This window comes from Roseburia sp. AF20-18LB (genome assembly GCF_003461185.1).
Taxonomy (GTDB): domain Bacteria; phylum Bacillota; class Clostridia; order Lachnospirales; family Lachnospiraceae; genus Roseburia_C; species Roseburia_C amylophila.
On the sequence record NZ_QTWP01000001.1, the window covers coordinates 320031 to 339601 of the forward strand.

At 40.8% G+C, this 19571-nt stretch carries 20 protein-coding genes and 1 other annotated feature; of the genes, 6 read left to right on the forward strand and 14 right to left on the reverse strand.

Annotated features, from left to right (window positions below):
- Window positions 1–2: 2 nt before the first annotated feature.
- Both DWX65_RS01590 and trpE read right to left on the reverse strand, forming a co-directional pair.
- Window positions 3–572 carry an anthranilate synthase component II gene (locus DWX65_RS01590; RefSeq protein ID WP_117840978.1) on the reverse strand — a complete coding sequence of 190 codons (570 nt, stop codon included), beginning with the start codon at window positions 570–572 and terminating at the stop codon, window positions 3–5.
- Window positions 569–1975: an anthranilate synthase component I gene (gene trpE / locus DWX65_RS01595; protein WP_118172640.1), complete on the reverse strand. Its 1407-nt coding sequence runs from the start codon at window positions 1973–1975 to the stop codon at window positions 569–571. The genes DWX65_RS01590 and trpE overlap by 4 nt, the downstream gene beginning before the upstream one ends.
- A gap of 79 nt (window positions 1976–2054) precedes the next feature.
- Window positions 2055–2357: a binding site (T-box leader), on the reverse strand.
- A 183-nt stretch (window positions 2358–2540) separates the two neighbouring features.
- On the opposite strand from trpE, the gene DWX65_RS01600 reads away from it, so the two are divergent.
- A complete protein-coding gene (locus DWX65_RS01600) occupies window positions 2541–4028 on the forward strand; it encodes a hypothetical protein (RefSeq protein WP_118172641.1) in 1488 nt (495 codons plus the stop codon).
- 124 nt (window positions 4029–4152) lie between these two features.
- Here the strand turns inward: DWX65_RS01600 and DWX65_RS01605 are convergent, their stop codons facing one another.
- The 7 genes from DWX65_RS01605 to DWX65_RS01635 form a co-directional block, all read right to left on the reverse strand.
- Window positions 4153–4410, reverse strand: coding sequence for an HPr family phosphocarrier protein (locus DWX65_RS01605; RefSeq protein WP_117697112.1), 258 nt, complete (start codon window positions 4408–4410; stop codon window positions 4153–4155).
- Between the two features lie 111 nt (window positions 4411–4521).
- Entirely contained in the window at window positions 4522–6432 is a 1911-nt protein-coding gene (locus DWX65_RS01610) for a PTS fructose transporter subunit IIABC (protein WP_118172642.1), read from the reverse strand.
- An 18-nt stretch (window positions 6433–6450) separates the two neighbouring features.
- Window positions 6451–7365: a 1-phosphofructokinase gene (pfkB, locus tag DWX65_RS01615; RefSeq protein ID WP_118172643.1), complete on the reverse strand. Its 915-nt coding sequence runs from the start codon at window positions 7363–7365 to the stop codon at window positions 6451–6453.
- Complete coding sequence (locus DWX65_RS01620) at window positions 7362–8111, reverse strand: DeoR/GlpR family DNA-binding transcription regulator (RefSeq protein ID WP_118172644.1); 750 nt, start codon at window positions 8109–8111, stop codon at window positions 7362–7364. The genes pfkB and DWX65_RS01620 overlap by 4 nt, the downstream gene beginning before the upstream one ends.
- 285 nt (window positions 8112–8396) lie before the next feature.
- The gene (locus DWX65_RS01625) at window positions 8397–8897 is read right to left on the reverse strand and encodes a GreA/GreB family elongation factor (protein ID WP_118172645.1); all 501 of its coding nucleotides are present in this window, start codon (window positions 8895–8897) and stop codon (window positions 8397–8399) included.
- A gap of 25 nt (window positions 8898–8922) precedes the next feature.
- Window positions 8923–9906 carry a phosphate acetyltransferase gene (pta, locus tag DWX65_RS01630; RefSeq protein ID WP_117697104.1) on the reverse strand — a complete coding sequence of 328 codons (984 nt, stop codon included), beginning with the start codon at window positions 9904–9906 and terminating at the stop codon, window positions 8923–8925.
- Between the two features lie 115 nt (window positions 9907–10021).
- On the reverse strand, window positions 10022–10696 hold the full coding sequence (locus DWX65_RS01635; RefSeq protein ID WP_117697103.1) for a Crp/Fnr family transcriptional regulator: 675 nt from the start codon (window positions 10694–10696) through the stop codon (window positions 10022–10024).
- A gap of 86 nt (window positions 10697–10782) precedes the next feature.
- On the opposite strand from DWX65_RS01635, the gene DWX65_RS01640 reads away from it, so the two are divergent.
- Window positions 10783–11562, forward strand: a complete 780-nt coding sequence (locus DWX65_RS01640) for an ATP-binding protein (protein ID WP_118172646.1) — start codon at window positions 10783–10785, stop codon at window positions 11560–11562.
- Window positions 11563–11591: 29 nt separating this feature from the next.
- Here DWX65_RS01640 and DWX65_RS01645 read toward each other — a convergent pair whose 3' ends face one another.
- Both DWX65_RS01645 and DWX65_RS01650 read right to left on the reverse strand, forming a co-directional pair.
- Complete coding sequence (locus tag DWX65_RS01645; RefSeq protein ID WP_118172647.1) at window positions 11592–13289, reverse strand: alpha-glucosidase; 1698 nt, start codon at window positions 13287–13289, stop codon at window positions 11592–11594.
- A gap of 78 nt (window positions 13290–13367) precedes the next feature.
- On the reverse strand, window positions 13368–13676 hold the full coding sequence (locus tag DWX65_RS01650; RefSeq protein ID WP_147339115.1) for a hypothetical protein: 309 nt from the start codon (window positions 13674–13676) through the stop codon (window positions 13368–13370).
- A 130-nt stretch (window positions 13677–13806) separates the two neighbouring features.
- Here DWX65_RS01650 and DWX65_RS01655 point away from each other — a divergent pair, with 130 nt between their 5' ends.
- Window positions 13807–14748 carry an AraC family transcriptional regulator gene (locus DWX65_RS01655; protein ID WP_117840968.1) on the forward strand — a complete coding sequence of 314 codons (942 nt, stop codon included), beginning with the start codon at window positions 13807–13809 and terminating at the stop codon, window positions 14746–14748.
- A gap of 85 nt (window positions 14749–14833) precedes the next feature.
- On the opposite strand, the gene DWX65_RS01660 is transcribed toward DWX65_RS01655, so the two are convergent.
- The 3 genes from DWX65_RS01660 to DWX65_RS01670 form a co-directional block, all read right to left on the reverse strand.
- Entirely contained in the window at window positions 14834–15586 is a 753-nt protein-coding gene (locus DWX65_RS01660; protein ID WP_118056764.1) for a DUF6033 family protein, read from the reverse strand.
- Window positions 15587–15687: 101 nt separating this feature from the next.
- Window positions 15688–16518 carry an undecaprenyl-diphosphate phosphatase gene (locus DWX65_RS01665; RefSeq protein WP_118172648.1) on the reverse strand — a complete coding sequence of 277 codons (831 nt, stop codon included), beginning with the start codon at window positions 16516–16518 and terminating at the stop codon, window positions 15688–15690.
- 90 nt (window positions 16519–16608) lie between these two features.
- Window positions 16609–16866 carry a heavy-metal-associated domain-containing protein gene (locus DWX65_RS01670; protein ID WP_117840965.1) on the reverse strand — a complete coding sequence of 86 codons (258 nt, stop codon included), beginning with the start codon at window positions 16864–16866 and terminating at the stop codon, window positions 16609–16611.
- 177 nt (window positions 16867–17043) lie between these two features.
- On the opposite strand from DWX65_RS01670, the gene DWX65_RS01675 reads away from it, so the two are divergent.
- Genes DWX65_RS01675 through DWX65_RS01685 form a run of 3 tightly spaced genes read left to right on the forward strand, consistent with a single transcriptional unit; the run spans window position 17044 to window position 19466 of the window.
- Complete coding sequence (locus DWX65_RS01675) at window positions 17044–18015, forward strand: TAXI family TRAP transporter solute-binding subunit (RefSeq protein WP_118172649.1); 972 nt, start codon at window positions 17044–17046, stop codon at window positions 18013–18015.
- Between the two features lie 11 nt (window positions 18016–18026).
- Complete coding sequence (gltS, locus tag DWX65_RS01680; protein WP_117697084.1) at window positions 18027–19217, forward strand: sodium/glutamate symporter; 1191 nt, start codon at window positions 18027–18029, stop codon at window positions 19215–19217.
- A 15-nt stretch (window positions 19218–19232) separates the two neighbouring features.
- A complete protein-coding gene (locus DWX65_RS01685; RefSeq protein WP_117697081.1) occupies window positions 19233–19466 on the forward strand; it encodes a hypothetical protein in 234 nt (77 codons plus the stop codon).
- The last annotated feature ends 105 nt before the right edge of the window (window positions 19467–19571 follow it).

Below are 19571 nucleotides of genomic sequence, written 5' to 3' on the forward strand. Positions count from 1 at the left end.
TTCTATATCCTCCCATTCAAGAAATTCTCTATCATACGCTTTCCATGCTGTGTATAAATGGATTCCGGATGGAACTGTAATCCAGCTACCGGATAATCTTTATGGCGCATTGCCATGATTTCTCCATCCTCTGTCTCCGCCGTTACCACAAGGCACTCCGGAAGACTATCTTTCTGAACAGCCAGGGAATGATATCTTGCCACCTGAATCGGGCTTTCAATTCCCTGAAAGATTCCTGTGCCGTCATGGGCAATCAGGGACTGTTTTCCATGATATAATTCCTTTGCATAGCTCACTACGCCGCCAAAGGCTTCCCCGATACACTGATGTCCTAAGCAGATGCCAAGGATTGGAATTGTCTTATAAAATTCCTTCACCACATCCATACAGATGCCGGCATCCTTCGGTGCTTTTGGTCCCGGAGAAAGAATGATGCGTTCCGGGTTTATGGTGCGGATTTCTTCTATTGTAATCTTGTCATTCCGTTTTACGATAATGTCCTTCGTAAAAGTTCCTATATACTGATACAGGTTATAGGTAAATGAATCGTAGTTATCAATCAGCAGTATCATAAGTTCTCCTCCTCAACCAAAGTCTTTGCCAATGCCATTACTTTATTGCAGCATTCATAATATTCATTTTCCGGTACGGAATCTGCTACGATTCCGGCTCCTGCCTGAAGGTATACCTCATTTCCTTTCTTTACCATGGTCCGGATTGTAATACAGAAATCCATGTCTCCACCGAAATCAATATATCCGGTTGCTCCACCATATAAGCCTCTTCGTACACTTTCTAATTCATCAATGATTTCCATGGCTCGAATCTTTGGTGCTCCGCTTAAGGTTCCTGCCGGAAGGAAGGATGCCACCAAATCTAATGGATGGGATTCTCCTTTCTTGCGTCCCTCTACCTGGGAAACAATATGCATTACATGGGAATAATTCTGTACTTCCATAAACTGTGTTACCTTTACGGTTCCAAATTCACTGATTCTTCCCATATCATTTCTTGCAAGGTCTACTAACATAACATGTTCTGCCCGCTCTTTTTCATCGGAAAGTAGTTCATCCCGCAGCCGTTTGTCTTCTGCTTCATCTTTTCCTCTCTTCCGGGTTCCTGCAATCGGACAGGTGAACACTTTATTTCCCTGCTTCTTTACAATCATTTCCGGTGAACTTCCGATTACTTCAAAGATTCCGTAATTAAAATAATAAAGATATGGAGAAGGATTTAATTCTCTTAATTCCTTATATAATTCAAAACCGGTCTGTCTGGTTTCAATCGTCCAGCGCTGTGACAATACGGTCTGGAACACATGGCCTTCTCTGATATAATGTTTGATTTTCTCTACCTTTTCGCCATATTCTTCGATACTGTCCGACTTCTTAATAATTTTTCCATCGTGGTAGAAGTTCCGTTTGCATTCCTTCTTTTCCATGGCTTTCTTTATCATCTTTCCTGCCTTTTCCATTGCCTGCTCTCTTCCTTCTTCCGAAGGCTCTTCTAATACTACAGCAGTCAGTGTTTCTGCTACATGGTCTACCATAAGGAAAGAAGTCATCAACATCATCTGTATGGTTTCGATTCCGATTTCATCCGTGTTATTGTCCGGAAGCACTTCAGAATATCTTACGAAATCATATCCAAGATTTCCAACCAGTCCGCCGGAGAAGGACAGCTCTTCGTCTTCTTTTTCGATATGAAATTCACTGTAATATTCTTTCAGACGCTCCAGCGGATTTCCTTCTCTTACTTCCTCTGTGCCATCTGCTTTTGTAATCACCAGTGCATTTCCTCTTGATGTTACAATTTCTTCCGGCTCCATGCCAAAGAAAGTATAGCGGTCATAATTCTTATCGTAACTTTCTAACAGGAAGCCTTTTTTATCTCCTACCAGACTTTCGTACATGTCTGTTGATTTTTCATTGACAATGCTCACTGTTTTTTTGAATACTTTTCTGTTTCTTACCATAATCATCCTCCTATAAACCGGCTTTATAAATGCTGCTCGTGCAAAGAAAAAGTCCCTGACCGGAAAATGTTCTTTTCCAGTCAGGGACGCTTATCGCGTGGTGCCACCCATCTTCGCTATGTCTGCTTTTTACCTGTAAGTAACTAAAAAAGCGGATATTTTCAATCAGAAAATATCCGCCACTAATTCAAACATAACCTCTTGGATACAGAAGTCTCCTTCGATATCCTCGTCCCTGTAACGTAGGAAAACGGCATCCGCTACTATTGTTCACTTTGCATCTGACAAATCCATTCCGAATAAACTATCTTACCGGCTTCCACCAACGCCGGCTCTCTGTAAAGAAATCATTTACCGTACTACTTTTGCTCACTGATTTTATTTATTCAGTTCATTAATTGAGCATAGTTTATCACTGTAAAGTGATGATGTCAATGTATTTTTATAAATGTTTTGATTTTTTTCTGCAAAAAAAGCAAAAAAAGAAAAACATTGTCAAGCTGACTTTAATATGATACCTTAATAGAGTACAACCATTCACGTAATATATGAAAAGGAGAAAGTTATGTATAATTTAAATGGAGAAAATGTAAACGACAATCCAAATGGTTTTTCCGGAAATGAACCTGCCGGAACTCCAAACCCAGACAACAATGCTCAGATGAACTATGGTCAGCCGGCTCCTGAGCAGCAGACGTACAACCAGCCGGAAAATGGTCCTCAGACCTATGATGCACCAAATGCAAATCAGCAGCAGGCATTCAACCAGACCGATTATAATCCAAACAGCTTTAATCAGAACGCTTATAATCAGTCGGCTTACAATCAGCCAGATTACGGACAGCAGGCATTTAACAATGGAAACACCTATAATGGAAACAGCTACAATGCAGCACCTTCCTACAATATCAACGGTGATGCGCCGAAAAAATCCTGTGTTTTTGGTGTCCTTGGTCTGATTCTTGGTATCGCAGCTTTACCTTTCGGATGGTTTGTTCCAATTATCGGAATCATTCTTGGTATCGCTGCTATCATTCTTTCCATTCTTGGAATGGGCAAGAACCGTGACCTCCGTGGTGCAGCAATTGCCGGATTAATCATTTCCATTCTGGCAACCATCTTTTCTATCGGTGTTATTGTATATGCAGTTATCAATGTTTCTAAAACCTTAAGCAATGCTGGAAAAGAACTTTTTGACAACAGTGGTATCACATCTGATCTTGATGACTTTGATTTTGATTCCGATTCAGATGATAGTGATGACTATGATGACAGTGATTACAGCTATGGCGATGACAAAGAAGTTCCTTTAGATAATGTTGTATTATACTCAGCTAATGATGTTACCATTACAGCTACCAGTATTGTATACAGCTACTATGATGATTCTGTAATTCCGGAAATTAAAGTTACTGTTGAAAACAATACTTCTAACGACCTTGGAATCAATGTTGATTATTGTGCAATCAATGGTGTAACCATGTATGGTTATATTTCAGGTGACGTTGCTGCCGGCAAAAAAAGCAACGAAGAACTTAGCATTTCTTCTGATGATTTCACTTTAACCGGTTTTGACAGCATCGATAATATTAAACTTCAGGTAAGCTTCTATGATTCTGATACTTATGATACTTTGATTGATGATGGTGTTGTACAGGATATCAATCTTTCCGATTCCTATACCCCATTCTCTATTTCCTCTGTTCCGGGTGCAGTTGCATTAGATTCCTCTAATGGCATCAATGCATATTATGTCGGCACAACAACCGGTTGGGATGATACACTTGTATTTGTATTCTATATTGAGAACACTACAGATAAAACCTGTGTTGCTGAATCCGATGATTTCTCAATCAATGACTTTATGCAGGATGATTACGGATATGGATATCTTCTTCCTGGAACCGGTACCTTTATGTCAATTGAAGCAAATGATGATATTACATCTATTGATGATGTAACCAATGCTTCTATTAAATTTGAAGTACGTGATTATGATTCTTATGAGACATTCTATTCCTCTGATGAATTAACATTTATCTCAAATAACTAAGGAATTTTAAAATAATACAAATCATCATAAAAGGACCTGCCACTTATCATAAGTGACAGGTCCCTTTTCATCGCTGTGAACACCTTTTCCGAAATGCACTTCAGCTTAAATATTCTTCCTGGCTTTACAGATTCTCCTGTAAGAATGCACTTAATTTTTCAATTGCTGCATCTTCATCTTCACCTTCAGCACGAAGTGTGATTTCTGCACCTTTCTTAGCACCCAGCCCCATAACGCCAAGGATTCTCTTTGCATCTACTTTCTTACCATCCTTTTCAATGGTAATTGCACTTGCAAATCCTGCAGCTTCCTTTACCAGTAATCCTGCCGGTCTTGCATGGATTCCCTGCTCATCTGTGATTGTGTAAGTAAATTCCTTCATGTTCTTCCTCCTAAAAAGTTATATTTTTTCCCGTTTTTTATACCATAGTTTTAATTTGCAAGTATGTTGACTCGCTTATGCTCACTATTCGTGAGTACATCACTTATTATATCATACAATCTTCTTTTTTAACAATCCCAAAAGCAGACAAGATACTGCTGAACCTACAATCAATGATAAAAGATACCAGATTGCATTACCCATTACTAAGAATACGAAGATTCCACCATGTGGTGCCATCAGTGTACAGTTAAATGCCATAGACATTGCTCCTGCAATTGCAGAACCTACCACACAGGCTGGAATCACGCGCAGCGGATCCGCTGCTGCAAACGGTATTGCACCTTCTGTAATAAAGGATAATCCCATAATAAAGTTTGTCGGTCCGGCTTTTCTTTCTTCTGCTGTAAATTTATTTTTGAAAAATAAGGTTCCAAGTGCAATGGCAATTGGTGGTACCATACCGCCAATCATAACGGCTGCCATAATATTATAGTTTCCAGCGGCAATGGATGCAGTTCCAAATACATATGCTGCTTTATTTACAGGGCCGCCCATATCCACAGCCATCATTCCTGCTACCAATGCTCCCAGTAATACAGAGCTTACGCCATTCATATGTGCCAGTCCGGTATTAATTGCAGTATTTAATGCTCCAACCGGCGGTTCGATGATAAAGGTCATCAATGCACCTATTAACAATACACCAAGCAGCGGATACAGTAGAACCGGTTTCAATCCATCCAGACCTTTTGGCAGTTTGTCAAAGATTTTCTTTAATAACTGGATGATAAGACCTGCAGCAAATCCGGCTACTAAGGCTCCAAGGAAACCTGATTTTCCATTTGCTGCAATTGCTCCTCCAACGAAACCTACTACCAGTCCAGGACGGTCTGCAATACTCATGGCAATATAGCCAGCCAGTACAGGAAGCATAAAGCCAAATGCCAGTCCTCCAATGGACTTAAAGAATGCTGCTGCCGGAAGAATTGTACCAAAATTAGCACGCTCATCCGTAGGAAGTGATGCAAGGTCTACACCAAAGCTGTCGATTAAGAATGCAATGGCAATCATAATACCACCACCGACAACAAATGGAAGCATATGGGAAACACCGTTCATCAGATGCTTGTAAACTTTGTGTCCAAAGCTTTCTCCGCCCATGCTTTCATTTTCTGATGCTTCCCCGCTGCCTTTATAAATTGGTGCATCCTTTGCCATAGCGCGCTGTATTAATTTATCTGCTTTACTGATTCCATCGGAAACCTGACAGATGATAACCGGTTTTCCGGCAAAACGATCCATCGGGACTTTGGTATCGGCTGCTACAATAATACAGTCTGCCTCTTCAATTTCTTTTGCAGTAAGCACATTTTTTGCTCCGCCGGAGCCTCTTGTTTCCACCTTAATAAAGCAACCTAATTCTGCTGCCTTCTTTTCCAGACTTTCTGCTGCCATGTATGTATGGGCAATTCCAGTCGGACATCCGGTTACTGCAAGAATCTTTTTCTGATTTACTTCCGGTTCCTTTATTTCTGTTTCCTTCTGTTCTTCCTTTTCTTCCTTCTCAGACTCTGCTTCATCAATGACTTTTAAGAATTCTTCAACCGAAGCAGCCTGTTTTAATCCGTTGGTGAAATTCTCGTCCATCAGAAGAACAGACAGACGGCTTAATACGTCAAGATGTACATTATCTTCTGTATCCGGTGCTGCAATTAAGAAGATTAAATGAACCTTCTCTCCATCTAAGGCATCAAAATCTACCCCATCCTTTAATACCATTGCACTCAATCCCGGTTTCTTTACGGCTGCTGATTTGCAATGAGGAATTGCAATGCCCTCTCCAATTCCTGTGGTACTCTCTTCCTCTCTTGCAAAGACTCCTTTCCGGTAAGTCTCTTCATCTGCTATTTTTCCACTCTTTACCATCAGGGAAACCATCTGGTTTAATACATCTTCCTTTCCGGTTGCTGAGCCATTCAACTGAATGCTTTCCGGTGCCATCAAATCTCTGATTCTCATATATCTTCCTCCTTTTTCTTAAAATGAAAATGCATGATTCTTTAATAATTGTTCTACTTCTTCTTTCGTTGCAAGTTCTTCTGAAAATGCACTGGCGCTTCCGGTACAGACTCCCATCTTAAACGCCTGCGCATAATCCTTATTCTTTAAATATCCTGCTAGGAAACCTGCCACCATGGAGTCTCCTGCTCCTACGGAATTCTTTACTTTACCCTTCGGAGCTTCGCTCTCAAAAGCTTTTCCCTCTTCTGTCAAAAGCACAGCCCCGTCACCTGCCATGGAAACAAGTACATTTCTTGCACCCTGCTCCTGCAGCTTCGCTGCGTATTTCTTTACATCCTCTTTGCTGCTGATTGTCACACCAAATAACTGTCCTAATTCATGATTATTCGGTTTAATCAGGAATGGATGAAGCGGAAGTACATTTGCCAGAAGTTCTCTGGTTGCATCTACAGCAATCATGACATCCTTTCCTTCCAGGTATTTCATGATATCCATATATATGGACTGAGGCATAACATCCGGTATGCTTCCTGCCAGTACCAGCACATCTCCGGTTTTTAAGGTATCTAATTTGGCATAAAGCTTCTCGATATCTGTGCTGCGGATCATCGGCCCCTGGCCATTGATTTCTGTCTCTTCTGTGGAACGAAGCTTCACATTAATTCTGGATATTCCTTTCTCTACCTGAATGAAATCGGTATTTACACCCTCTTCATCCAGGCGTTTGCTGATTTCTTCTCCGGTAAAGCCTGCTAAGAAGCCCCATGCGGTACTCTTTAATCCCAGATGATTCAATACGATGGATACGTTGATTCCCTTTCCTCCCGGAAACATTTTCTCCTGTTCCGTCCGATTTACCTGACCGGTTTTGAAGGTTTTTACATCCACAACATAATCCAGTGACGGATTAAACGTTACGGTATAAATCATTCTTCCACCTCCTTTATATTTTTATACTTCCGATAAGATTCTAAGGTAAGACCTGTTGTAATCACATCTGCTGAAGCAAATGGTGCAAATGTCACACTGGATATCTGTGCAAATTTACTCTTATCTCCCAGGATATAACACTGTCTGCAATTTGCCATTGCTTTCTTCTTTACCATAGCCTCTTTCACATCCGGTGTGGTATATCCTTTTTCTACATTAATTCCATTGGTTCCGAAGAAGCCTTTTGTAAAGTTATATTTATCCAAGGACTCCACTGCCTCAGCACCTACCACAGCTTCTGTGGATGCCTTGAACTCTCCGCCGATGATATAAACCTCACATCCCAGTTCAGAGAGCCGTTTTGCATGGGCTACTGCGTTGGTTACCACACAGGATGGCTTCACATCCATAAAATCAATCATGCAGTCTGTTGTAGTTCCTGCATCCAGATAAATAAAATCATCTGCTGTAATTAAGGATGCTGCATACTTCGCTATGACTGCCTTCTCATCACGATGCATGTTTCTTCGAAGTAACACATCATCATCCTGTGTATGAAAAACTGTTCCTCTTAAAATTGCACCGCCATGAACCTTCAAAAGCTTTCCATTTTCGTCTAAAGTATTCAAATCTCTTCGTACCGTTGATTCGGAAGCATCGAAAAGCTGCATCAGCTCAGTCACTTTAACACTACCCTGTTCTTCCAGCAGGGAAAGGATTTTTCCATATCTTTCCTCTGTCAGCATATCATCCCTCCCATTCCTATTTTCTGCTTTCTATGGTTTTATTATACGTTCAAAAGCCGTCACAGTCAATCATATTCCGTCATTTTCATTCACAAAAATCCATTTCACAATTTGTGCAAAATATACAAAACAGGATACACCTTGGTACATCCTCGCGGAGCGTTTTTTACGTTACAGGAAAGCAATTTCCTGTAACGTAAAAAAAGAAGCCTGCAAAAGCATCACCTTTTACAGACCTCTTCTCGCCTTTTTAAACCGTTTTCCGGTTCTTATTCTTATTATCTTTTAGAAGCTTCGGATTTTCTCGTTCTCTTCTCCGGTATTTTCAATTTTACGGATTATAACATCATAACTGTAATCGTTATTTACCTTCACACTGACACGGTCTCCTACCTTATGACCAAGCACTGCTTTCCCCATAGGAGATTCAATACTGATTAATCCTTTCAGCGAATTTCCACGCATGGTAGTCACCAATTTGAAGGATTCTTCCATATCATCTTCTTCAATATAAACCGTCACCGTATTATTGATACCTGCCTCGTCTTCCTTAGAATCATCTGATACAACGACTGCAGTACGAATCATGCGCTCTAAATAACGAATTCTGCTTTCGTTTTTATTCTTATCTTTCTTGGCGGCATAATACTCGAAGTTTTCACTTAAGTCACCCTGTTCTCTTGCTTCCTGTACAGCACGGATTGCATTCTTTCGTACCACTAATTTCCGATATTCAATTTCTTCTTCCATCTTCTTGATATCACTTTGTGTTAATTCGTTATGCATACCGTCACCTTTTCATTCTAACAGTTTAAGCTAATGCAGCTGTAATAATTGCCATAGAATATACTTCTGACGCATTACATCCGCGGGATAAGTCATTGATTGGTGCATTCAATCCAAGAAGAATCGGACCATATGCATCGAAGTTACCAAGACGCTGTGCAATCTTATATCCGATATTTCCGGCATTGATATCTGGGAAAATAAAGGTATTTGCATGTCCTGCCACTTTGGATTCCGGACATTTGGTACGTGCAACTCTTGGAGATACCGCTGCATCAAACTGAAGCTCTCCCTCGATTGGAAGCTCCGGATATTTTTCTCTTGTCTTGTTTGCAGCATTACGCATCTTATCTACATCCTCGCCCTTTCCGGAGCCTAATGTAGAATAGCTTAAGAATGCCACCTTTGGATCTACACCGAATATCTTTGCACACTCTGCTGCTTCTCCGGCAATTTCAACCAGTTCATCTTCTGTCGGATGAATGTTGATTGCACAATCAGCCATTGCCAGTACTTCATTCTCGCCGGTTGCAGAAGGACGTACCAGAATAAAGCAGGATGATACAATGCTGTTACCCGGTTTTGTCTTAATTAACTGTAATGCTGGACGAACAGTATCTGCTGTAGAATAGGTTGCTCCACCTAACAGTGCATCAGCATATCCCATTTTTACTAACATGGTTCCGAAATAATTAGCCTGTGAAAGAATTCCTTTTGCCTGCTCCGGTGTTACGCCTTTGCTCTTTCTTAAATCACAGAACATGGTAACCATTTCATCAAATTTTTCAAAATGTAATGGATCGATAATTTTGGCTCCACGAATATTAAATCCGCTCTCCTCTGCTGCTTTCTGAATCTCAGCCTCATTTCCAACCAGAATCGGGCTTAAGAAATTACTTGCCAGCAGGCGGGATGCTGCCTCTAAAATTCTTGGGTCATTTCCCTCTGTAAACACAATTTTCTTTGGGCTTTTCTTTAAAATATCAATCAGTTGACCAAAACCAAACATATCTTTCTCTCCTCTTTTTCTATGTATTATTTTAACTGCATATTATTGTACCCTCTTTTAAATAAAAATCAAGTTTTGAATTCAGTACAATTTCTCAAGAGTGCATTTTCTTCTATTACAAATATGCATCTCTGTTCAAGCAAAAATGATTCTTCCGGAAAGAAAGCCGTCCCTCATCTCTTAATTTTCCAAGCTCCGTTGACATCGCACTCCGTTCCACAGAAAGATAATCTGCTAACTGCTGTCTGGAAAATGGAATATCAAACTCTGATGTTCCATGCTTCTGTGCCTCTGCTGACAGATAGGACAATAACTTTTCCCTGGTATTGCGTTTTCCCATATGGGTTAATTTTTCATTAAAGCGAAGATTCTTTTCTGCCATATTCTCTAATAAATTCCGAAGCAGAACCAGCTTCCAGCCTTCCGTTTCTCCATCTGCATCCAATATATTCCGAACGTTCAGCCACAGCACATTTGCTGCCTCTTCTGCAATCACACTTACATTAATATTCCGCCTCTGCATACAGGCAAAAGTCTCTGCAAAAACATCCCCCGGTTCTATTTTTGCAACCAGATTCCGGTTTCCCCAGAAATCCTCCTGCACAATCAAAAGTCCGCCAGAAACCAGCAGCCCCATTTCTTTTACCTGCTCTCCGCAGTGCAGAATATAATTTTCTTTATCATAAGTCATCTCATGGGCATCTAATCCCTTTAAGACTTTCTCCTCTTCTGTTTCCTCAATTCCTTCAAAAAAAGGTGAATTTTTCATTTCTACAGGAAATTTTTTCATTTTATAACCTCCGTTGTTTTTCCAACCGATTATTTATTGCTATTATAGTATACTGACTATACAAAATCAACGAGGAGGAATCTAAAATGATTCGTAAAATAATTCATATTGATAAAGAAAAATGTAATGGATGCGGTTTATGTGCATCCGCCTGCCACGAAGGTGCCATCGGCATGGTCGATGGAAAAGCCCAGCTTTTAAGAGAGGATTACTGCGATGGGTTAGGTGACTGTCTTCCGGCATGTCCTACCTGTGCTATTACCTTTGTACAGAGGGAAGCCGCAGCTTATGACGAAGCCGCTGTAAAAGAGCACTTAAAGAACCGTGAAGCGGCTTCGGTAAAACCTGCAGTTTCAGCCAATCACGCAGCTCCGGTTTTCAGCGGATGTCCGGGCAGCCGGATGCGCTCCATGCAGCGTAAAAACACGGAAAATACTTCTGCAGGCCCTAATACCGCATCCGATACTGCATCCAACGCAGTCACAGCAGGAAACGCACCGGAAAGCCAGCTTACCCAGTGGCCGGTTCAGATTAAATTAGCACCTACAAATGCTCCGTATTTTGACAATGCAAGACTGCTGATTGCTGCAGACTGTACAGCTTTTGCCTATGGCAATTTCCATGAAAAATTCATAAAAAACCACATCACCCTGATTGGATGTCCCAAACTGGATGATGTGGATTACAGTGAAAAGCTTACTGAAATTATCCGCAATAACAATATCAGAGATATCAGTATTGTGCGCATGGAGGTTCCGTGCTGCGGCGGCATTGTAATGGCTGTCCAGAATGCCTTAAAGCAAAGCGGGAAAATGATTCCATGGCAGGTTGTTACCATCTCTGTTGATGGCAAGATTATGGAATAAATTTCCAGATTAAATTGCTTCCACAAATCTTACTTTTCTAATTCTAAGACAACGGTTTCACAGCTGTCTAATGTAATTGTTCCATTTAAGGCTGCCTCAGCATTGATTGCTTCCTGGCGGCCTTCATTGGTTAACAATACCTTGGCAATTCTTTGCTCTAATGTGATGGTATGCTCTTCTGTTCCAAAGTTTGCAAGAATCAAAAGCTTCTGACCGCTTTCTTCATTTACCCGTTCAAAAGCAAATATGTCATCTGCATTTTCATATTTTGGTTTAAAAATACCATAAGTGAAAGTATCTTTGTATTCTTTTGCCTTACGCAGTGCAATTAATTTCCTATAATAAGCCAATACAGAATCTGCCTTATGTTCCTGGGCTGCTACGTTGATTTCCATGTAATTCGGATTCATGGCAAGCCATGGAGTTCCATCGGTAAATCCGCCATTTTTTCCATCGGACCACTGCATTGGTGTTCTGGCATTATCACGGCTGTTCTCATAGCAGCATTTCAAGGCTTCTTCTTCACTGAGTCCTGCACGCAACGCCTCCTGATACTGGTCGATGGTGCTGATGTCATCATATTCTGAAATATCATTTCGTTTGCAGTTGGTCATCCCGATTTCCTGTCCCTGATAGATAAATGGAATTCCACGCAAAAGAACGGATACAGTTCCAAGCATCTTCTTTCCTGCATCATTTCTGGCATGCTCCGGCAGATAATGAGTTGCTCCTCTTGGTTCATCATGATTTTCAATAATGTTTGCCTTAAAGCATTTTCCCTGTAATTCCTGCTGGGAATCGAAAATTACTTTCCGCCATTCCTCAAAACGTAATGGTTTCTGGTCGTACCAGCCATGCTCACCAAAAGTAAGCACATGAGCGCTGAAATCAAACATCGTAGAGAAATGTCCATCCTCTCCGATAAATTCCAAGAGTTCATCTTCCTTCATATTAAAGACTTCTCCTACCGTAAAGGCATCATACTTTTCAAAAGTCTCATGTTTTAATTCTTCGAGAAAATCTCCTACTCCATTTACCTCTTCTACCATCCTGATGCAGGTTACAAGTCCGTCCGGTCCATCCGGCTCAAAGGACGGGAAATTAATATCTTTCTTAATATTGATAATTGCATCAATACGGAATCCTGCCACGCCTTTGTCTAACCACCAGTTTACCATTTCATAGATTTTCTGACGTACTACCGGATTCTCCCAGTTTAAATCCGGCTGCTCTTTGGCGAACATATGAAGATAGTATTTATCACTGTTTGGCACCTTCTCCCAGGTGCTTCCGCCAAAATAGGAACGGTAATTACTTGGAGCCCTGCCATCTTTTCCTTTCACAAAATAGAAATAATCTGCATACTCTCCATCCGGGTCTGCCAGTGCTTTCTGGAACCACTCATGCTGGTCGGAGCAATGATTTACCACAAGATCCATTACGATATACATATCACGTTTCTTTGCTTCTGCAAGCAGCTCATCAAACTCTTCCATGGTTCCGAATTCTTCAGCAATATTATAATAATCTGAAATATCATATCCCTGGTCTACAAATGGGGATTTATAAATCGGCGAAAGCCATACGATATCGATACCCAGTTCCTTTAAATAATCCAGTCTGGATATGATTCCTCTCAAATCACCGATTCCATCTCCGTTGCTGTCCTGAAAGCTCTTTGGATAAATCTGATATGCCACCTTGTCATGCCACCATTTTTTCTTCATGTTCCCATCCTCCATATTTCCATTATTCCTGTATTTACACTTCGTTCTTTGTATGATACTGTTATTATATACGAAGTTTTAGGAAGTTTCTTCCGTGATATTTGCGTTTTTATTGCACAATCCTGCTCTTTTATATAAAACAAAATAAACGATAAGATTATGGATTTCAGATGCAGACGGTGGAAGGTAGGTTATAGGATACAAAATAGCAGCATTTCTTAGATACATTTTTTCTTGATTATAAACTGTCTTTCCGCTTGCTTTGACGAGGATATCTGCACCGTCCGTCGAGTGTGGATGCTGCATAAAGATAGTAAGGCGCACTAAGAATTTCAGTATTAATATTATTTTATCTGCCAACCGGCGCAAATTCACATCCATGTTCATATGCGCCTCGCCGGCACGTCCCTGTGCCAGCGTTGGCTATTGCTGTATGAAATTCTAAGTGCGCCTAACAATCCTTATCATAAATCAGGATAAATGCTGTTTAAATAAGCAACATTAAAAGGAGATTCCCATGAAAGATAAAAAACAACTCCCTCTGGAGCAAAAAGAAAAGGCCGTTCATGGCGAACGAATTTTTCCATTAAAGAAATATCTTACTACGTTGCAGGAACGGTATCCCATTGTTACGCCACACTGGCATGAAGAGGCTGAATTTACCCTGATTACCAGCGGTGTCTGTACGTATCAGGTTGACCTTGAAAGCTTTCAGGCTATGCCTGGAGATTTCGTTTTCATTCCTCCTCTGGCTCTGCATTCCATTGCCATATTACCTGCCGGGCATATGCATTCGGAAACATATGTCTTTCACCTTGATTTCCTTGGTGCATCCTCTGCAGATATCTGTGCCATGCGATATCTGATGCCCCTTGCCAAGCAGCAGCTGATTCCCCCTTTTCATATAGTAAAAGAGCACCCGGTCTACCCGGATGCCCTCGCATTGTTCTATGAAATCAGCAGCTGTTATTCCGCTGCCCAGCCGGGATATGAACTAATGTTAAAATCCCTGCTGTTAAAGCTTCTTACCCTTCTACTTCCGTACTGCAGCAAAAGTTCTGAGCAGCCACAGCTTCAAAGCGAACATACCCAGAAGATTAAGGGTGTCTTAGAATATATCGGATTACATTATACCGAAAATATTTCTATTGAAAGCCTGGCATCCTCCTGCTATTTCAGCGAATACCATTTCATGCGCTTTTTTAAGAAATATGTCGGAATGTCATGCTTAGATTATATCAAGAGCCTTCGCCTGCAAAAGGCTGCCGACCTCTTAGAACAGCAGGAGCTTTCCATTACAGATGCCGCCATGACTGCCGGTTTCAGCAGCCTTTCCTACTTCTACCGGGAATTTAAAAAACGCTATGGCATGACACCACGCCAGTTTATCCATTCCCTTCCGGAACGTCAGCATACGAATCGTACCTCTACTCCAGGCAGTCCTTTTTCTCCACTTTGATTTCCCAGTGGATTAAGAAAGTCAGGGCTGCCCGGAGTGCAATATATAGGGGTTCTTTTCCATATTGTATCCTGCCTTTTATTAATTATCCACGAAAATCTACATTCCAGCCAACCTGTTTTTCCTGTGGTGTAAATACATAATCGCTCATGCTGTCATATAACATATCCTGGATTTTCTTTTCCAGTTCTTCCAACGAACCAGCAGTAACCGTTACAAGCTCTTCACTCTTACCAGTTTTATCCGTGCTGTCAGTCCTGTCCGATTTCTTAACGGAAGATGTATCTTCATCCTCCTTATTCATTCGTTTCTCATAAGCTTCCTTCTGAGCTTTCTTACGTTCTGCACGGTTTTCTTCCTGTTTCTTTTCGATACGTTTCTTCTGAAGAGATAAAGACTTATCTACAACTGCAAAAAATGATGCATTGCCGCCATCATTTACCTGAATGCCATATGCCTTCACACCACTCTGTCCATTAGCAAACCGACTCTGCATGGTTGCAAGCTGACTGGATGCATTGGCTATGATTCCCTCGTACTGTTTCCGGTAAGACTCATCTTCTGCCATCCGCTCAATCTTCTCTTCATCAATTAGAACCACCATTTTGTTGGCATTGGCATACTGTCCTGCATTGGCTTTTGCTGTCTCTTTCATATCCTTGGATACCAGAATGAAATCCATCGTGCTAAATTTCTTTTTCAGCTTCTCATAATACTCTTTCGCCTTATCCGAAAGCTTTGGCTCTCCAATGGTTTTTCCGGAGACTTTGCTGCTCTTTTCCGATTCCGTATAACCAGAAACGTTTTCTGCCACCTGATTTACTGCGTTTGTGTTCATAAAAATTCCTCCTTGAAAATATCTATAAGCAAATCCTTTTGCTTAAAATAATCTGTTCCATTCTTTATATCGGAAGAATCTCTCATTTTCTTAAGCGGTTCCTATAGTGCAAAATAGCCTAAAACAATGGCTCCAAGAATAATCCGGTACCAGCCAAATACTTTAAAATCGTGTTTTTTGATATAGCCCATCAGGAAACGGATGACTACTACAGATACCGCAAATGCTACCACGCAGCCTAAGCCTAAGGCACAAAGTTCCTGAGCAGAAAACGCAAAGCCGAACTTAATAAGTTTGATCAGGCTCCAGCCAAACATAACCGGCACAGCCAGGAAAAATGTAAACTCTGCTGCAGCCACACGGGATACTCCGATTAAAAGTGCTCCGATAATGGTTGCACCGGAACGGGAGGTTCCCGGAATAATTGCAAGTACCTGAAACAATCCGATAAGAAATGCTGTCTGATAAGTAATATCATTTATGCTTTCCACCCTTACTTTCCGCTTTTTATTCCAGTTTTCAATCAGAATAAACGCAAAACCATAGAAAATCAATGCAGCAGCAATCACAAGCGGTGTATGAAAATGTGCATCCACATAATCATCAAACAAAAGCGTTACCACAGCTCCCGGTATGCAGGCAGCTACAACCTTAAACCATAAAGAAAAAATATCTTTCCGGACGACCGGCTGTGTCTTGTCTTTAAACTGAAACGGGAACATTTTCTTCCAGAACAAAAGCACTACCGCAAGAATAGCTCCCAACTGTATCACCACGAAAAACATCTCTTTGAATGAATCTGTCATATCAAGCCTGATAAATTCATCCACTAAAAGCATATGTCCTGTGCTGCTGATTGGAAGCCATTCTGTAATTCCTTCTACAATTCCAAGAAAAATAACCTTCAGCATTTCTACAAAATCCAATAACATTTTGTTGTCCTCTTTTCCTATTATTTCCGATTTCTCATTTTAACATACTATGCCGATAATATATATATTATTTTTCTTAAGATATTCTGTTTATTTGCGGAATGCTGAAAATAATCCCTTCTTCTCATATGGTTCTTTTGTTACTTCTAACGCATCATATCCACTGTTTTTAATCACTTCCTTGATTTTTTCCTCCGGAATATCAGTATCGGTAATAATTACGGTCTCTTTTTTACTGTGGGATGAAGTTACTTTCTTTACCGGAAACGCTGCCCGCACTGCATCATTTACATGTGCCTCACACATTCCACACTGCATACCATCTACTTTTACTGTTATTTTCTGCATAAATCCTTCCTCCTTCATTTCCTTCCATCACATTATAATCTCTTTTTTTCTAAAAAAATATAGAATTAACGATATTTTTTCTCACCACTTTGCCACTATTTTCGCTCTTCCTTTTCTGAAAAAATTATTGTAAAATATTTCTTTGGGATTAAATTTTAAAAAGAAAGGATTTTATATATGAAGAAACCATTCCGTCTTCTTCTATGTCTTGCACTGCTTTTTGTGAGTGGATGCAGTGGTTATCAGAAAACCATCCGCTTTGGTGCCGCTGACATAGGTGGAATCTACTATACCTTTGCCAATACCTTTACCGGACTTGCCTCCTCGGAGGATGATACCTATCAGTTTGAAGTTAAGACAACCGCAGGCTCTGCTGCCAATCTAAGGCTGCTCTCCGGTGGATATATCGAACTTGGTTTAGCCCAGTCTGACCTGATTGCCTCCGCCTATGAAGGCAGTGGAATTTTTGAGGGAGATCCTTGTCAGGGATATTCCGCTATTGCCGGGCTATATACGGAAGCCTGTCAGATTGTCATCCGTGCAGACTCCAATATTCAGACGCTGGATGATTTACAGGGCAAAACCGTCAGCATCGGTGCGGAGGATTCCGGTACTGAACAGAACGCTAACCAGATTCTGACCATGAGTGGACTTACCACTGAACTGGTGAAAACAGTAAACCTCGATTATACCGATGCTGCTGACCAGCTTATCAATGGAAAAATCGATGCATTTTTCTGTACTGCCGGTATCCAGACAACTGTAATCGAAGAATTAGCCAAAGAATGTGATATCCGTCTTTTGGATATTGATGAGAAATGCAGGAATAAATTGCTGTCTGCTTATCCATCCTATAGTGAATATACCATTCCTGCCAATACTTACACCGGACAGACGGAAGATATCCATACCCTTGGTGTCAAAGCGGTTCTCCTTGCTTCCGACAGGCTCTCTACCGATACAGTAGAACACTTAACGAAATGGCTTTTTTCCCATGCGAAGGATTTACAGTATGCAACTTCTTTAAGCCTGCAATTAGATGAAACTTATGCTACTGATGGCATACCGATTCCATTCCATCCGGGTGCTGTTGCCTATTATGAGAAGCAGGGCATTACGCTTTCTTCCGAAAGCAATACACCAAACTAGAAAGGAACACTATGAATATACATTTAGATATGTACCAGACCTTAGCTGTTGCTGTGCTGGTACTCATGCTGGGAAGTTTTTTACGAAAAAGAATACATTTTCTGGAAAAATTCTGTATTCCGGCACCCGTTATCGGCGGTCTGCTCTTTGCGATTTTCACCTGTATCTGTTACAGCACCGGAGTTGCAGAATTTTCCTTTGATGATACCCTGCGGGAAGTATGTATGGTATTCTTCTTTACTTCCGTAGGATTTCAGGCTAACTTAAAAGTCTTAAAAAGTGGTGGGAAATCCATGGCAGTATTTTTAGGACTGGTCATTACCCTTATTATTACCCAGAACTTTCTTGCCGTTGGATTATCCAAACTATTAGGATTAAATCCATTAATCGGTATGTGTACCGGTTCCATTCCAATGGTGGGCGGACATGGTACAGCAGGTGCTTTTGGACCGGTACTGGAGGATTTCAATATCCATGGTGCCACTACCATCTGTACCGCTGCTGCTACCTTCGGTCTGATTACAGGAAGCCTGATTGGCGGTCCTTTAGGAAAACGCCTGGTAGAAAAGAAAAATCTTCTCTCTACTGTTGCTTCCGAAGATGACAGCCTCTTAGTGGAAGATGAGAAAAAACACGAACGCCATACCAACATGTATGCTTCCGCTGTTTTCCAGCTTATCCTTGCCATTGGACTTGGTACTATTTTCTCCTATTTTCTAACAAAAACAGGACTGACTTTTCCAATTTATATTGGTGCCATGTTAGCAGCCGCACTGATTCGTAATATTGTGGAATACTCCCATGGCAATGCCACGATCCACATGGGAGAAATTAATGACCTGGGTGGTATTTCCCTGTCATTATTTCTTGGTATGGCTATGATTACTTTAAAATTATGGGAACTGGCTTCTCTGGCACTTCCGCTTATCATTTTATTAAGCTCACAGGTCATTCTGATTGCTGTATTTACTTACTTTATTGAGTTCAATATTATGGGGCGGGATTATGATGCAGCAGTCCTTGTTGCAGGTACCTGCGGATTCGGTATGGGTGCCACACCAAATGCCATGGCAAATATGCAGGCTCTCTGCGACCGCTATGTTCCATCCGTCAAAGCATACCTTCTGATTCCACTGGTGGGAAGTCTGTTTGCCGATTTCATCAACAGCCTTGTAATTACATTTTTTATTAATATTTTGTAAATAAAGGAGCACCTTATGTTTCATTTTAAAAATAAAATCAAGAATGCAAGAAAAGAACGTGAAAAGAAAAATTATGATCTGACTTATGATAATGTTGCCATTCCAGAGGTGCACAAGACATCTTCCACTCCGGATACAGCAGAAAATACCACTGCTGCCTTTCCATCTGAATCTTCCGATGAACAGACTTCCAGTGTCAGCTTTGATAATGTTGCGATTCCGGAAATTCATATACGAAAGAAAAACTAATTTCACTTTTGAATACAGACCGCCGGCAGGAAAAACACATTCCTTTCTTATGTGTTTTTCCTGCCGGCCGTTTTCAATCTTTCCTATTTTTTCAATTTTCTATTT